At 70.6% G+C, this 15,475-nt stretch carries 14 protein-coding genes and 1 pseudogene; 6 read left to right on the top strand and 9 right to left on the bottom strand.

Annotation, left to right across the window (positions count from 1 at the left end; genetic code table 11):
- Window positions 1-130 precede the first annotated feature (130 nt).
- From QHF85_RS39980 to modB, 5 genes are all read right to left on the bottom strand, one after another.
- Entirely contained in the window at window positions 131-1,294 is a 1,164-nt protein-coding gene (locus QHF85_RS39980) for a thiolase family protein (RefSeq protein WP_281332687.1), read from the bottom strand.
- Window positions 1,295-1,312: 18 nt separating this feature from the next.
- Window positions 1,313-3,682 (bottom strand): 3-hydroxyacyl-CoA dehydrogenase/enoyl-CoA hydratase family protein, encoded by a 2,370-nt coding sequence (locus QHF85_RS39985; RefSeq protein ID WP_281332688.1) that lies wholly within the window; start codon window positions 3,680-3,682, stop codon window positions 1,313-1,315.
- A gap of 124 nt (window positions 3,683-3,806) precedes the next feature.
- Complete coding sequence (locus QHF85_RS39990) at window positions 3,807-4,217, bottom strand: hypothetical protein (RefSeq protein WP_281332689.1); 411 nt, start codon at window positions 4,215-4,217, stop codon at window positions 3,807-3,809.
- Window positions 4,193-4,918 carry an ATP-binding cassette domain-containing protein gene (locus tag QHF85_RS39995; protein ID WP_281332690.1) on the bottom strand — a complete coding sequence of 242 codons (726 nt, stop codon included), beginning with the start codon at window positions 4,916-4,918 and terminating at the stop codon, window positions 4,193-4,195. Before QHF85_RS39995 ends, QHF85_RS39990 begins: the two co-directional genes overlap by 25 nt.
- Window positions 4,915-5,592 carry a molybdate ABC transporter permease subunit gene (gene modB, locus QHF85_RS40000; RefSeq protein ID WP_281332691.1) on the bottom strand — a complete coding sequence of 226 codons (678 nt, stop codon included), beginning with the start codon at window positions 5,590-5,592 and terminating at the stop codon, window positions 4,915-4,917. Before modB ends, QHF85_RS39995 begins: the two co-directional genes overlap by 4 nt.
- Window positions 5,593-5,714: 122 nt before the next feature.
- Between modB and QHF85_RS40005 the strand changes: the two genes are divergently transcribed.
- Together QHF85_RS40005 and QHF85_RS40010 are read left to right on the top strand one after the other, a co-directional pair.
- A complete protein-coding gene (locus QHF85_RS40005) occupies window positions 5,715-6,704 on the top strand; it encodes a hypothetical protein (protein WP_281332692.1) in 990 nt (329 codons plus the stop codon).
- 13 nt (window positions 6,705-6,717) lie between these two features.
- A complete protein-coding gene (locus tag QHF85_RS40010; RefSeq protein WP_281332693.1) occupies window positions 6,718-8,121 on the top strand; it encodes a hypothetical protein in 1,404 nt (467 codons plus the stop codon).
- Here the strand turns inward: QHF85_RS40010 and QHF85_RS40015 are convergent.
- Entirely contained in the window at window positions 8,078-9,934 is a 1,857-nt protein-coding gene (locus QHF85_RS40015) for a thrombospondin type 3 repeat-containing protein (RefSeq protein WP_281332694.1), read from the bottom strand. The genes QHF85_RS40010 and QHF85_RS40015 overlap by 44 nt on opposite strands.
- Window positions 9,935-10,032: 98 nt before the next feature.
- Between QHF85_RS40015 and QHF85_RS40020 the strand changes: the two genes are divergently transcribed.
- From QHF85_RS40020 to QHF85_RS40030, 3 genes are all read left to right on the top strand, one after another.
- Window positions 10,033-11,472 (top strand): serine/threonine-protein kinase, encoded by a 1,440-nt coding sequence (locus QHF85_RS40020; RefSeq protein WP_281332695.1) that lies wholly within the window; start codon window positions 10,033-10,035, stop codon window positions 11,470-11,472.
- A 70-nt stretch (window positions 11,473-11,542) separates the two neighbouring features.
- The gene (locus QHF85_RS40025) at window positions 11,543-12,583 is read left to right on the top strand and encodes a ParB N-terminal domain-containing protein (protein ID WP_281332696.1); all 1,041 of its coding nucleotides are present in this window, start codon (window positions 11,543-11,545) and stop codon (window positions 12,581-12,583) included.
- A 56-nt stretch (window positions 12,584-12,639) separates the two neighbouring features.
- Window positions 12,640-13,224 (top strand): serine protease, encoded by a 585-nt coding sequence (locus QHF85_RS40030; RefSeq protein ID WP_281332697.1) that lies wholly within the window; start codon window positions 12,640-12,642, stop codon window positions 13,222-13,224.
- Window positions 13,225-13,233: 9 nt separating this feature from the next.
- Here QHF85_RS40030 and QHF85_RS40035 read toward each other — a convergent pair whose 3' ends face one another.
- From QHF85_RS40035 to QHF85_RS40045, 3 genes are all read right to left on the bottom strand, one after another.
- Window positions 13,234-13,659: a hypothetical protein gene (locus tag QHF85_RS40035; protein ID WP_281332698.1), complete on the bottom strand. Its 426-nt coding sequence runs from the start codon at window positions 13,657-13,659 to the stop codon at window positions 13,234-13,236.
- A 93-nt stretch (window positions 13,660-13,752) separates the two neighbouring features.
- Window positions 13,753-14,394: a hypothetical protein gene (locus tag QHF85_RS40040; protein ID WP_281332699.1), complete on the bottom strand. Its 642-nt coding sequence runs from the start codon at window positions 14,392-14,394 to the stop codon at window positions 13,753-13,755.
- Window positions 14,395-14,485: 91 nt separating this feature from the next.
- Entirely contained in the window at window positions 14,486-15,139 is a 654-nt protein-coding gene (locus QHF85_RS40045) for a hypothetical protein (RefSeq protein WP_281332700.1), read from the bottom strand.
- Between the two features lie 154 nt (window positions 15,140-15,293).
- Here QHF85_RS40045 and QHF85_RS40050 point away from each other — a divergent pair.
- Window positions 15,294-15,475 (top strand): annotated as a pseudogene (locus tag QHF85_RS40050) (hypothetical protein); the annotation flags it as partial.

The raw sequence follows: 15,475 nt of genomic DNA on the forward strand, positions 1-15,475 counted from the left end.
CGAGCTCCCCTCGACGTCCCTTCGCTACGGTCCCCCTCCGTGTCGAAGCCTCATCGATGACGCTCCCCTGAAAAAAAAGAGGCCCCCGCGCATCCGCACGGGGGCCCTCTTCAACGAAGGAACGTGGAAATCAGGCCCGCTCGAACAGACCCGCCGCGCCCATGCCGCCGCCGATGCACATCGTCACGATCGCGTACCGACCGCCGCGGCGACGCAGCTCGTACAGCGCCGTCGCCGTGAGCTTCGCGCCCGTGCAGCCGAGCGGGTGGCCGAGCGCGATCGCGCCGCCGTTCACGTTGAGCTTCTCGTCCGGGATGCCGAGCTCGCGCTGGCAGTAGACCGATTGGCTCGCGAACGCCTCGTTCATCTCGACGAGGTCGATGTCGGCGATCGAGAGCCCCGTCTTCTTGAGGAGCTTCCGCACCGCCGGCACCGGGCCGATGCCCATGATCGACGGATCCACGCCCGCCGTGACGAACATGCGCAGGTAGCCGAGCGGCTTCACGCCGAGCGCGTCCGCCTTCGCCTTCGTCGTCACGATCGCCGCCGCCGCGCCGTCCGAGAGCGGCGAGCTGTTGCCCGGCGTGACCGAACCGACCGTCGCGAACGCCGGCTTCAGCGACGCGAGGCCCTCCAGCGTCGTGTCCGGGCGCGGCAGCTCGTCGCGCGTGAACTCGAACGCGACGCGGTCGTTGCCCTTGTACCGCACGCCCGTGACGGCCACGATCTCGTCCTTGAAGCGGCCCGCCTCGATCGCCGCCGAGGCCTTCTTCTGGCTCGACAGCGCGAACGCATCCTGATCGGCGCGCGCCACGTTGAAGCGCTTGGCCACGTTCTCGGCCGTGATCCCCATCGGCGTGTAGACCGACGGGCAGCGATCCATCGCCTCGGGCGAGACCGAGATCTTGTTGCCCGTCATGGGCACCATCGACATGCTCTCGACGCCGCCCGCGATGACGATGTCCGCGAACCCGGCCTGAATGCTGCCCGCCGCGATCGCAATCGCCTGCAGGCCGCTCGAGCAGAACCGGTTGATGGTCATCGCCGAGACCTCTTCGGGGAGGCCCCCGAGCAAGCTCACCGGCCGCGCCACGTTGAGCCCCTGCTCGCCCTCCGGCATCGCACACCCGAGGACCAGGTCGTCGATCTCCGACGGCTTGATCTGCGGCACGCGCGCGAGCAGGCCCCGAACGACCTCACCCGCGAGCTCGTCGGGGCGCTTCTGCGCGAGCGCTCCCTTGTGGGCCCGGCCCACGGCCGAACGAACGGCCTCCACGATCACGATGTCTGCCATGGTCGTCCTCGCCTAGTTCTAGTTCCGCAGGGGTTTGTTGGTCATCAGGATGGACTGCATGCGCGCCTGGCTCTTCTCTTCGCCGCACAGGCTCACGAAGGCCTCGCGCTCGAGCTCGAGGATCTCGTCCTCGGTCACGTCGTGCGCGTTGCCGCTCACCCCGCCGCAGAGCACGACCGCGAGCTTGTTCGCGATCTTGGCGTCGTGCTCCGTTGCGTAGCCGCCCGCGACGAGCGTGTCGACCATCATCCGGAGCGTCGCGATCCCGCTCTCGCCCGGCAGGCGGTAGGACTTCGGCGCAGGCGGGTGGTAGCCCGACTCCGCCAGGCCGATCGCCTTCGCCTTCGCCTCGGTCAGGAGGCGCGCCTTGTCGAACGAGACGCCGTCCGTCTTGCGGAAGTAGCCGAGCGCCTTCGCCTCGTCCGCGCTCGTCGCGACCTTCGCGAGCGCGATGTTCTTGAAGACCTGGGCCACGATCTCCAGCGTGTTGATGCTCGCGCCCTCGGGGATGCCCTCGAGCGCGCGCCACAGCATGTTCAGCGTGCCCGCGCCGCCCGGGATCAGGCCCACGCCGACCTCGACGAGGCCCGCGTACGTCTCGGCCGCCGCCTGCACCGCGTCCGCGCCGAAGCAGAGCTCGAGCCCGCCGCCGAGCGTCATGCCCCACGGCGCCGCGACCACCGGCACGCGCGCGTACTTCAGGCGCTGCGTCGCGTACTGGTAGTTCTTCACCATCGTGCGGATGGACTCCCAGTCCTTCTGGCCGGACGCCATCACGACGAGGAACAGGTTCGCGCCGACGCAGAAGTGATCACCGTCGTTCGAGATGACGAGCCCGCGGAAGTCCTCTTCGGCCTTCGCCGCCGCGAGCGAGAGCATCGAGATCACGTCGGGATCGATGCTGTTCGCCTTCGTCTTGAAGGTGAGGCCGAGGATGCCGTCGCCGAGATCCCACGCCTCGGCGCCGTCGTTCTTGAGCACCGGCGCCTCGCCCTTCTTCAGGATCGAGAACGTGGCGTTCCGCGGATCGATCGCGCGCTTCACGTAGGCGCCCTTCACGAGGTCGTAGACCTCGTCGCCCTTGTAGAAGCCCGTCGCGCCCGAGGCGCGCATCTTCTCGATCGAGGCCGGCAGCGCGATGCCCTCTGCCTTCATGCGGTCCGTGGTCGCGGCGAAGCCGAGCGCGTCCCACGTCTCGAAGGGCCCGAGCTCCCAGTTGTAGCCCCACTTCATCGCGTCATCGACGGCCGTCACGTCGTCCGTGATCTCGCCGATCCGCCGCGCCGCGTACGCGAGCGACTTCGAGAGCACCTTCCACGCGAACGCGCCGGCCTTGCCCTGATCGGCCACCAGCTTGCGCACGCGCTCCGCGGGCGAATCGATCTTCTCGATCGACTTCGTCGCCTTCTTGATCGCCTCGTCGCCGCCCTTCGCCCGGTACTCGAGGGTCTTGACGTCGAGCGTCTGGATCTGCCCGTCCTTGCCCTTCTTGTAGAAGCCGCCCTTCGTCTTGTCGCCGAGGATCTTCTTCTCCAGCATGCCGCGGGCAAACGCCGGCGCCTTGAAGACCTCGCGGTCCTCGTCCGCCGTGAGCGACGCGTAGCAGTTGTCGGCGACGTGCACGAACGTGTCGACACCGACGAGATCCGCGGTCCGGAAGGTCGCGCTCTTCGGGTGGCCCATCGCGGGGCCCGTGATCGCGTCGACGTCCTCGGGCTCGAGGCCGAGCTCGAGCATGCCCTGGAGCGTCGCGAGCATCGCGTGCACGCCGATGCGGTTGCCCACGAAGTTCGGCGTGTCCTTGCCGACGACGATGCCCTTGCCGAGCACGTCCTCGCCGAAGCGGACCACGCGCTCGAAGACCGCCGGATCCGTGTCCGGACCGGCCACGAGCTCGAGGAGCTTCATGTAGCGGACCGGGTTGAAGAAGTGCATGACGAGGAAGTTCTTCCGGAACGCCTCGCTCCGGCCCGCCATCATCTCCGCGATGCGCAGGCCCGACGTGTTCGACGCGACGATCGCGCCCGGCTTGACCAGCGCCTCCAGGCGCGCGAAGAGGCTCTGCTTCGGCTCGAGCTTCTCGATGATCGCCTCGATGACGAGGTCGCAATCTTTCACACGCGAAAGATCGTCCTCCACGTTGCCGACCTCGACGAGGCGGGCGAAGGACGGGTGGAAAAACGCGGCGGGGCGGGCCTTCACGGCCTTGTCGAGCCCGCCCTGCGCCCACGCGTTGCGGGCGGCGCGGTCGTTCTTCTGAGCTTCGCCGAGGTTCGGCGGGACCATGTCGAGCAGGACCACGTGGATCCCGGCATTCGCGAGGTGGGCGGCGATGCCGCTGCCCATGACCCCGGCGCCGATGACGGCTGCACGGTGGATTGGCTTCATCCGAGAAGGCTCCCTGGTTGTCGTTGCCGGCAGACGGGTACCGCGGAGGCCGGCCGGTGTCTACGGACAGATGCCGCGACGCGGCAGGTAGGGGCCGCTTCGCGCTATGTCCAGCGTGGCCCGCTCACACACCACGGAACGTCCGGCGCATCTCGGCGAGCCAGGCGCGGGCGGAGGCTTCTTCGGGGAAGAACCGGAAAGCGAGCTTCCTGTGCGCGAAGACGCGGGCCGCGTTGGCGATGAGCTCGGCGACGACCCGGAAACGGAAGCTGCCCCCGACGAACGCGGTCGCTTGCGCTCGTTCGTCCCGGATGGCCGCGATGCTGCGGCGGCACTCGGGCTCGACGCCCTCCACGCAGCGCAGATCCGCGAGCGTCAGGAGGTAGCGCTGATCCGAGAGCAGCTCGCCGCGCAGCGTGGCGTAGGCCTCGACGTGCGGGACGCGGATCATCCCTCGGAACGAGAGGACGAGCAGATCTGGGGGCTCGATCATCGCGACGTGCTCGCCGATCACGGCTTGCCGCAGTGCGGACATGGTCCTTTTTCACCGAGCACGACCTCCCGCGGCAACTCCCGGGCCGGTTTTCCGCGCTCGAACCGCACGAACACGTCCCCGAACGCCGCCGCCTCCTCCGCGTCGTGCGTCACGAGCACCGCCGGCAGCGACCGCCGCGCGAGCGCCTCCCGCAAGGACCGACCGATCGACAGCCGCGCGGCCCGATCGAGCGCCGAGAGCGGCTCGTCGAGCAGGAGCAACCTCGGCTCGGCGGCGAGCGCGCGCCCGAGGGCCACCCGCTGCCGCTCGCCGCCGGAGAGCGAGTCCACGCGCGCTCCTCGGAGCGCCGAGAGCCCGAGCTCGTCGAGCAGCGCGAGCACCAAAGGGCCGGGCTTCTTGCGCTCTTTGCGGGGCAGGCCGAAGACCACGTTGCCGAGCACGTCGAGGTGCGGAAAGAGCGCCTGATCCTGCGGCACGTACCCGATCCGGCGCGCCTCGGGCGGCACGTCGACCCCGCGCATCCAATCGAACAAGGCCTCCCCCGCGAGCCGCACGGAGCCTCGCGTCGGCCGGATCAGGCCGGCGATCGCCCGCAGCGTCACGGTCTTGCCCGCGCCCGACGGGCCAAACAGGACGAGCACGCCCGAAGGGAGCGTGAAGCGCGCCTCGACGGAGAACGCCGCGCCGCCGCGCCCCACGGTGACCTCGAGATCGACCTCCAGCGCCGGCGCGCCGCTCACGCCGGTGCCCGCCCTTCCTTGGGCCCGAGCAGGCCCGCCACGAGGACCACCACGACCGAGATCGCCGAGAGCACCCCCACGTAGAGCCCGGCGCGCGCGTCGTCGCCCTCCTGGAAGGCCGCGAAGATCTCCACGGGCATCGTGTTCGTGCGGCCCGGGATGTTGCCCGCGAGCATCAACGTCGCGCCGAACTCGCCGATCGCCCGCGCGAAGCCGAGCACGAGCGCCGCGAGCACCCCGCGCCACGCGAGCGGCAACGTCACGCGAAAGACGACCTCCCAGGGCTTGAGCCCGAGCGTGCGCGCCACGTCTTCGAGCTGCGACGGCACCGCCTCGATCGACGGTTGCGCCGTCTTCACGAGGATCGGCAGCGCCACGACCGCCGACGCGAGCGCCGCGCCGGCCGGCGAGAACACGAGCCGAACGCCGAGCCCCTCTTCCAGGATCCGCCCGAGGAGCCCCCGCCGGCCGAACACCACGACGAGGACATACCCCACGACCGACGGCGGCAAGACGAGCGGCAAGAGCACGAGTGCGTCGACGAGCCCACGCAGCGCGTACCTTCGCCGCGCCTGGAGGAGCGCGATCGCGAGGCCGATCGGCCCGACGAAGAGCAGCGCCAAGCCGGCGACACGGAGCGAGAGCAGGATGGGAAACGACGTGGACGACTCCACCGGCGCGGATGCTACGACGCGGCGGCGCGCCTGGGCCAACGATGTGCGCTCGCCTTGACGCCTCGCTCGGCCGAGCGATACCGTCTCGCATGCCCGGCGTTTGGAAGCTCCTGCGAGCTTTCGTGTGGCCTCTCTGTGTCGCGCCCGTGCTGCTCGGGGCGCGGTCAGCGCACGCGCAGCAGGAGGCGGCCGCCGAGGCCCTCTTCGACCGAGGTTTGGCCGAGATGCAGGCCCGCCATTTCGACATGGCTTGCCCCGCCTTCGCCGAGAGCCAGCGCCTCGACCCCCGGGCGGGGACGTTGTTCACGCTCGCCGAATGCGAGCGCCTCTGGGGCAAGATCGCCTCGGCCTCGACCCATTACGCGGAATATTTGCGGCTCGTCCAGGCCATGCCGGCGGCGCTCCGTCAAAAACACGACGCGCGCGCGGCCATCGCCCGCAAAGAAAAAGCCGCGATCGAGCCCGCGATCCCCAAGCTCACGCTCGTCCTCCCCGGAAAAACCCCGGTCAGCGTCCGCGTGATGCGGGACGGCTTCGAGCTCGGCGCGGCCTCGCTCGGCACGGCGCTGCCCGTGGATCCGGGCGAGCACGTCCTCACGACGCAGATGCCCGGCGCCCCGCCGGTCGAGACGCGCGTGACCGTGTCGAAAGGCGAGTCGAAGACGGTGGAGCTCGACCCGCAGGCGAAGGCGGGCCCGACGAAGCCGGAGCTCCCTCCCCTCACGACGGGCCCCGTCGGCTCCCCCGAGCCGGCCGACCATGCGTATCGACTGGCCCCGACGTGGGCCTGGATCGCCGGGATCGGAGGCCTCGCCGCGCTCGGCGGCAGCATCGCGTTCAGCGTCGCGCATGCGAATGTCCGCCACACCGTGGCCACGCGTTGCCCCGACGGCACGTGCGACGAGCCCGGCCTCGCCGCGGAGTATCGACAGCGCTGGAACCGCGACCTCGGCCTCGCCGTCGGCTTCGGCGTGGTCAGCGCGATCGGAATCGGCCTCGGCGCCGTCGGGTTCGTCCAGACGTACCGGGACGCCAAGACGGCCGCGGCCATGACCCTCGTTCCGTGGGCCGCGAAAGACGCCGGCGGCGCCTTCGTCGTCGGCCATTTCTGAAAGGATGCGTCTCATGCGAAGGGCCTCGCCGTCCGCGCTCGCACGCCTCGTCGCGCTCCCGCTCCTTTCGGCCTGCGCCCCGGCGCTCCAGGATCCGCTGCCGGCGTGGCAGGAGGGTCCGGTCGGCACGTTCCAGGCCGCGGCGGCCGTCCAGATCGGCGGCACGGGCGCGCGCGCGCTCACGGGCGTCGCGGCGACGAGCTCGGGCGAATCCGTCGTCGTGGGCCATTGCAGCGACGGGCTCTTCCTCTCCGACAAACTCACGCCGTGTGTCGCCGACGAAAACCTCTTCCTCCTCGAGCTCGCGCCGTCGGGGGGGCTCATCGCGTCCGTCGTCGCGGGGGATCTCGGCTCGGTGCGCCCCCGCGCGGTGGCCGCGCGCGCGGACGGCGACATCGTCCTCGTCGGGGACCTCGCGGGCGCCTTCGATTTCGGGCCGAGCCGCGTCGAGAGCGCGGGAGGCCGGGACGCCTTCCTCGCGAACCTGACCGGATTCAGCCCGGGCGGGGACGTCCTCGGCGAGGCGACACGTTTCGGGGACGTCGCGGAGCAACGCGCGATGAGCGTGGCGACCTTCGAGGACGGCGGCACGCTCCTCGCGGGCACGTTCTCGGGCACGATCGACCTCGGGGGCGACCCGCTCGTGAGCGAGGGGGATCGCGACGTCTTCGTCGCCGCGAGGAACGCCGCAGGTGAGCCTCGGTTCGCCGCGCGGATCGGCGGCCCGCTCGCGCAGCAAGCGGCGGCGATCGCGGCGACCCCGGATGGCGGGGCCGTCGTGGTTGGCGTCTTCGAAGGCGTGCTCGATCCGGCAAACGCGGCGGTCGTGAGCGCGGGCGGCGGCGACGTCTTCGTCGCTGCGCGGGGCGGCGCGGGCGAGGCGCGATGGATGCTCGCGCTCGGGGACACGGGCAACGAGGAGGCGGCCGGCGTGATCGTCGATCCTGCGGGCCAGACGCTCGTGCTCGGGAGCTTTTCGGGCCGCGTGGGTCGCGGCGCCGCGCTCACCGCGACCTCGGCCGAGCGCGCGGCGTTTGTCGCGGCCATCGATTCCAAGGGCGCGCTCGTCAAGGTCCGGAGCTTCGGCGAGACCGGCGTCACGCGCGCCAGGGCGATGGCCCGGACGCCGGACGGAGGCGCCGTGATCGCGCTCGATTACACGGGCCGGATCGAGGTGGGGGATCGTGTCTTCGAAAGCGAAGGCGCCGAGGACGTGCTCGTCCTCGAGCTCGACGCATCGCTGCGGGTGCTGCGCGCCGGGTCTTTCGGGGACGAATATGCGCAGCACGCGACGGGCATTGCCGTCGACGGGGAGGGACGCATCTTTTTGGTCGGCGATTTCGAGGGAACGCTGACGGTCGGGGACGACGTCATCACCGCCGCGTCGTCCGAGCCCTTCTGGATGCGGATCGAGTAGAACCGCGACGGGCGAAGACGACCAGGCCGGCGAGGATCGCGCCGAAAAACCCATTCCTCGCGCCTTCGGCGCTCCCGACCCGGCAGGAGCAACCGGACACGTCGACCACGGGGTTCGGGCAGGAGAGCCGCGGATCTTCGGGACACGTATCCGCGAAATTGGCGACGCCGTCGCCGTCGATGTCGGCGTCACACGCATCCCCCTCGCCGTCGCCGTCGATGTCGCTTTGCTCCGGATCGGGCACGCCGGGACAAACATCGCTCGTATCGGCGATCCCGTCCCCGTCGTCGTCGAGGGCGTCGTCCGCGTCGCACGCGTCGCCGACCCCATCCTCGTCGCGGTCCTCCTGCCCGGCATTGGCCGTCCACGGGCAGTTGTCGCCCATCTCCGTGGGAATCTCGTCCCCGTCGGGATCGGCGTCGCACGCGTCGCCCGCGCCGTCGCCGTCCTGGTCCCCCTGTTCGAGATTGACGACGTCCGGGCAATTATCGTAGGCGTCGGGCACGCCGTCCCCGTCCGCGTCGACGCTGCACCCATTGCTCGGCGCTCCGTCGCAATCGCTGTCGATCGCGTCGCCGCACGCTTCCGCCGTGGGCTCTCCGGGCGTGGCGCTGCACATGGTCGCGCCCGCACCGTCGCATACCATCATGCCCGTGCTCATGCAGGCGCCGACGCCCTCGCTGCACGCGTCCCCTTTTCCGAACCCCTCGTCCGTGCAGCCATTGCAATCGTTGTCGACCTCGTCGCACGTCTCCCCGCCGAGCGAACCGACGACGATGTTCGCGAGGGCCGCGGTCAGCGCGGCCTCGTCGGCCGCCGCGATCGCCTTTCCGGTCCCGCCCGCGCCCGCGATGGCGTCGTTGACGGCGACGCTCCCGAAATCGACGACGTGCGTCTTCACGCTCCACGAAATCCCTCCCTTGGAGAAACCCGTGAGCAGATCCGCCGCGGCGTCCGCCGCGTGCCCCGCGTCGTCGCAGCCTTCCGTGCCGGCGGTCAAAAGAATCACGCGGAGCGGCCGACAAGGTCGCTCCCCCGCGTCGGCCAGGGGCGACGGGAACGACCGATTCCCGTTCGGGCTGGTCCAGCCGACCGACAAATATCGATATGCGTCCCGGAGCGCCCCGTTGAGGGGTTTGCCGCCGGTGGCCCACACCTCCCTCGGTATCCCGCCGGAGGGCGAGCAATTGTTGTCGACCCATTGCAAGAGATCCGGGATGTTCGGCGGGTCGAGCGGCGGCGCATAGAAATTGTCGCGCCGCACGGGCACCAGGATCTCGGCCCCGCGCCGGTCCTCCGAGCTCGGCAGCGAGCTCGGCTCCGGCCCGCACCCGGCCTGGGGCGAACCGCCCCCGGGATAATCGAGCCAGATGCACGACCCGTTTCCGTCGCTGCCACACGACGCCGAGCAGGCCAGCGTGGTCCCGCGGGCGAACGCAGCGAGGCCGAAGCTCACCTGGTCGCCATAGGCCTGGATCGTGTTCTTGACCGCACACTTCGCGTGCCCGATACGCGTGGTCGGGTAGCCGCAGCTGTTCGGCACCGCGGCCCCGCCCTGCGTGACGCTCGCCGTCATCGCGCTCGACGAATCGACGACAATCAAGAAATAAGGCTTCGCGCGCGCGGGCCACATCGCCGGCTCGAGGGCGCACTCGGCCGGTTCGGCGTGGCCGACGTTCGCATGGAGACCCGTCGCCGCGAATGCGAAGACGACCACACGGCCGCGCGCGCCGCGCAACCCGCCCCGCATGGCGCTCCGCGCGCCCCCCGAGCTCATCGTGATCGTGGCCTCCTTGCTCGCCGATGCTGGCATGTCGGATCGGTTCCTTGCAAGAACGCGGCCCGATCTCCACGCGCGAGGGTTCGGCGCGACGCTTCTCTTCGAACCGGCGCCGCGCTATGGTCCCACACATGTCGGCCGGGCCGCTCTCTCCAGGCAGTGTATTCGCGGACCGCTACGAGGTTGTCCGCTGCATTGCCACGGGCGGGATGGGCGCGGTCTACGAGGTCGTCCACGCGGAGACCCAGCGCCACTGCGCCCTCAAGGTGATGCTGCCGCATTGCATCCAGAGCGATCAGCTCCGGGACCGCTTCCGTCAGGAGGCGCGCGTCGCGGCGAACGTGCAGAGCCAGCACATCGTGGACGTGCTCGACGCGGGCATCGACGCGCCGAGCGGCATGCCTTTCCTCGTGATGGAGCTGCTCTCCGGCGAGGACCTCGGCAAGCGCGTGCGCCGCCTCGGGCCGCTCGCCCCGGCCGAGGTGGTCGAGCACCTCCACCAGACGGCGCTCGCGCTCCAGAAGACCCACCGCGCCGGCATCGTTCACCGCGACCTCAAGCCGGACAACCTCTTCTTGTGCATGCCCGACGACGGCCCCCCCCGCATCAAGGTGCTCGATTTCGGCATCGCCAAGATCCTGGCGGCGAGCGCCTCCCAGATGGGCACGACGCGCTCGATGGGCACGCCTCTCTACATGGCGCCCGAGCAGTTCGATGAGGATTCGTCCGTCTCCCCCGCGACCGACGTGTTTGCCCTGGGCATGATCGCCTACACGCTCCTCTGCGGGATTGCTTACTGGTACAAGGAAACGGAATCGGGGCTGAATGTCTTCGCATTCGCCACGAAGGTGTGTCGCGGCCCGCAGGAAGCGGCGAGCACGCGCGCCGAGCGGGTGGGGATCGTGCTTCCGCCCGCGTTCGACGCCTGGTTCGCGAAGATCACCGCATTCGCGCCCGAGGACCGTTTTCCCTCCGCCACCGAGGCCGTGCAGACCCTCGCCGAGGCGCTCGGCCAGCCGGCGCCGTCCTTCCGGACGTCGACCGGCGCGGGCGAGACGCCGCTCCTTGCCCAGATGCCCCTCGGACCCGCGCGGCTCCGGCTCGTGCCGGCCGATCGCCCTGCCCTCTCGAAGGATGCCCGCGAGGCCGTCACCCAGACGGCGCCCCCCGCGGTGACCCGGGCCGCCCCGGGAGGCACGGCTGCGCTCCCGGACAAACCACCTCGCCGGCTCCGCAACGCCACGCTCATCGCCCTGAGCTTGCTCGGCGCGAGCGCCCTGGCCGCGCGCGCCTTCCTCGCCGATCCCCCCACGCCGCCGCCGGCCGTGGCGACGGAGAGCGCACCTCCGCGGGGCTCGACGAACCCCCCGATCGTCGACGTGTCCCCGCTCCCCGCCCCCGTCCCCTCGCCGATCGTCCCCGCGACTGCCGAGGCGCCGCCCACCGCGTCCGTGGTCGCCGCCCCGTCCTCGACGCCCACCCCTTCTCCCACGGTCCGCGCTTCTTCGACGAAGGCGCCCACGCGCCCGCCCGCCGCGCCCGCGTCGACCTCGATTTACGTGCGGGATTGAGCCCTGCCGCAGGCTGGATCCCCCTCGATCCAGTTGCCGGGACGAACGTCGCGCCGAACGAACGTGGTGCATGGCCACGACCAAACGCGCCGCACCCCGCTCGAAGAAAGCGCCCGAGACGGCCGCCGCCGCGCCGCCGATCGAGTCCGCACCGCCGGTGAAACGAGCTCGCCGCAAGAAGGGCCCCGCCGAGGGATCCCGCGGCTTGCCCGCCGGCGTCCTGCTCGCCGGCCCCGTCCCGCCCGAGGTCGACGCCCTCGCGCACGCCATCCAGGAGGACGGCGGCTCGGTCCTCGCCGTCTACCGCGACCCGCTCGGCGCCCATCCCACCGTCCTCGCGGGCCTCCCCCTCGACCGCGTCGAGCCCACGCCCTTCCAGCGTGATCTCTCCGAGGCCCACGCGAAAAAGCTCGCCGCCGTGATCGACAAGATCGGCACCTTCCTCGACCCGATCATCGCCTTCCGGCGGCCCGACGGCCGCTACTGGACCCCGAACGGCCGCCACCGCCTCGAAGCGATGAAGCGCCTCGGCGGCCGCGCCCTCGTCGCCCTCGTCGTGCCGGACGAGCGCGTCGCCTACCAGATCCTCGCCCTCAACACCGAGAAGGCCCACAACGTCCGCGAGCGCGCGCTCGAGGTCATCCGCATGGCCCGCTCCCTCGCCGAGGCGGGCTCGGACCGCACCGAGGCGGATTTTTCCTTCGAGTTCGAGGAGCCCGCGCTGCTCACGCTCGGCCTCTGCTACGAGGCCCGCCCGCGCTTCTCGGGCGGCTCGTACCACGGCATCCTCCGGGCCACGGACGCCTTCCTCGACGTCTCGCTCGAAGACGCGCTCGCCCACCGCGAGGCCGAGGCGCAGAAGCTCCTCGCGCTCGACGATCGCGTCACCGAGATCGCCGCCGCCCTCAAGGCCCGCGGCTTCGAAAGCCCCTTCCTCAAGCCCTTCGTCGTCGCGCGGCTGAACCCGCTCCGCTTCCGCAAGGGCGCCGCGATGGCCGTGGACGACGTCCTCGATCACATGCTCGACGCCGCCCGCGCGTTCGACGTCGGCCGGGTGCGCCATGACCAGATCGCCCGCGCGGCGGGACCGCCGATGGAAGAGGCGGCCTGACCGAGCCCTCTTCCGGATTGTTGGCAAGCGGCGCGCGGCTCTCCCATAGTCCGGGGATGCGGTGGCGAGACGCGTATCCGTTCGGCCTGGTCTCCCTGGCCCTGCTCGGTTGTGGCGCGGGCAGCGAGGCGACCCCTCCGCCGGCTGCGCCCAAGGCCCCGACGGCGTCGGGACAAGCTGACAAGGGCCCGGCGAAGGCCCCGGACAAGCTCGAACGGGAGGCCTTGAAGACCGTCCTGCCGATGGGCCTGCCGTGGCTGCTCCGCCGCGTCTGGCCCGAGGAGGTCTTCCGCGAGGGCAAGTTCGTCGGCTGGCGCCTCGTGGCCATCCCGGAGGAGTGGACCGGCCTCGACGTCCGCCCCGACGACGTCGTCACGCGCGTCAACGGCAAGACCGTCGAGACCCCCGAGCAGCTTTGGGACGCGTGGACCTCGCTCGCCACGGCGCCCGAGCTCCGCGTCACCTACGAGCGCGGCGCCGAGACCAAGGAGATCGTCCTGCCGATCGCTGGCGCCCCCGCGCCCGAGCTCCTGGCCTCCCTCACGAACCCCTCCCCGCCGCCGCGCAAGGCGGCATCGAAGCGCGGCACGATCGTCATCGAGAGCCGCGAGCCGACCGGCGACGATCCCGACGCCAAGTAACGCCCCCGCCTACATCACGCTCTTGCGGCTCCGCCCCCTGCGCCGATCGGCGAGCCATGCACGGGCGCTCGCTTCGTTGTCGAATACCTTCCCATGCATCTTCACGCCGAACGCGCGGATCATGCGCGTCAAGAATTCCATCGACGTGCGGTGGAAAAACCTGCGCGCCACGTACGCCGTCGTGCGCGGGGGCGAGTCTCGGTAGAGCTTGGCCGTCTCGGTGAGCGCGCCTGGCGAAATGGCGAGCTCCTCGCCCAGCAAGACCAGGTTGTAGATGTGCGGCGGGCCCTCGTCCCACACCGGCCGTTCGAGCTTTCGGAGCTCCCCGACGTGCGCGCCGGTCGCGGTCCCGTGCGGGAACCGATACACGAAAAAATCGGGCTCCTCGCGCTCGATGCAGTGCTCGCCTGCCGTGAACGTCTCGGGGGTCATCATCCCTCCCTATGGCGACGGTTTTCCGAGTTCTGGAAGGGACGATGATGGCGGCACGCGGGGCACCTCGCAAGCGACGAGGGCCGCGAAGCAGGATCAGGACTTCCGCTTGAAGACCAGCGTCATCTTTTTCTTCGGGTCCTTCATCTCGATCGTCTTGTCGTCCTTGAACGTCACGCCGATCTCGAGATCCTTGGGCATCTCCTTCTTCGAGATCTCGTCCTTGCCCGCGGGCTTCATGACGATCGCGCCGTTCTCGTCCTTCGCGACCTCGTATTTCACCTTGAGGATGACCTTGTCCTTGCCCTTCTCGGTGACGTGCGAAACGTACATCGAATCGGCGGTGAACTCGATCCACTCGCCGGCGGCGGCCTCCTCGGTCTCCTTCATCAGCGCGGCGTATTTCTTCTCGTCCTTGCCGGCCTTCTTCTTGGCATCGGCCTCGGCGGCGGCGCGCGGCTCACCCGAGAAATCGAACTGCCACTGACCGACGATCCGCTCCTTGCCGGGCTTCGGGGCCGGGGCGGCGGCCGGCTCGGGCTTCGGGGCCGGAGCAGCCTCGGTCGGGGCGGGCGCCGCGGCCGTCGTCGCGGGCGGCGTCGTCTCGGCCGGCGGCGGCGTCGTCTCGGCCGGCGGCGGCGGCGGCGTCTCGGCTTGCGGAGTTTCGCCACCACACGCGACACCGAGCAGAGCCATCGTGGACACGAGCACCAGGGAAAGCTGCCTCTTCGCCATCATTTTCCGTTCTCCTCGTGAATCGGGGCATCCGCCCAGCCGATACGCGTGTTTACGCGCCAAACCCAAGGACGCCCGAGCGAGGGAAAACGGCTCACGTGGTGGACGGCCGCTCCAGCACCTCCTCGGCGAGGGCGGCCTGGTTACCGTCCCGGGCGATTTGCTCGAAGTTCGGGGCGAGGCTCCGAAACACGCGTTCGCGCGAACGCACGATCCGGACGTGGCAACGCCCCGCATAGGCGAGCGCGAGCATCCCGGTCGCGGCGACGATCATCTCCCAGTTGAAGGGCGCGGGCCCCCGGCTTTCGAATGCGCCCCACGCGGCGAGCGCGAGCAGCAGCGGCGACGGCAACGCGAGGAAAAACGCCTTCCACAGCGGCGCCGCGGCCTTCCGGAACGCCTCATCGTAGTCGCGGGCAATCTCGGGCAGGACGGGCGCGAGGACGGCATTCGGCCCGCCTCGATATCCTCTCCGCGCCGCGCTCTGCGACGAGCCCATGCGCACGGCCGCGAGGAGCGCGGCCTTCGTGGCCACGCAGGCTGGCATGGGGAGACCAGCGTTCATGAGCTTGAGGACGCGCGGCAGGTTGTCCGCTTCGAGGAGCTTCCGGACCACGGACGCGAACAGGTCCGCGTCGATGCTGCGGCTCTGGGCCCGCACGACCCAGGACGCCCCGAAGGCGAGGCCCGCGAAGAGCACCTTCACGTGCTCGCGCAGCCACCACGGAAGATCGACGACCGCCTCCATCGCGGGCGATCCTACCCGATCTCGCCGCGCGGAATGCCTCCCTCGGCTCGCATGTAACCTCCGGAGCCCTCGCGCCGTTCCTCGGGGGCTCGCGCCGCCGAAAAGATCCCGACGACGCCACTCCTCTCCTTTGCTACAAGCCGAGACGATCGACATGCCGAAGCGCCCGCTCCTCGCCACCTCCGCCCTGCTCCTCGCCCTCGCTGCCTGCCAGGACGACCCGGGCCCGAGCTCGCTCCCGACCTCGTCCGCCGCGCCCGCGCCGCCGCCGCCGAGCGCCGCCGCCGCCCCGACGGCCCCCGCGAGCGCCGCCGCCTCCGCCGAGCCCGAGCCCGC

It is taken from the genome of Polyangium sp. 6x1 (genome assembly GCF_029946515.1).
GTDB lineage: Bacteria > Myxococcota_A > Polyangia > Polyangiales > Polyangiaceae > Polyangium.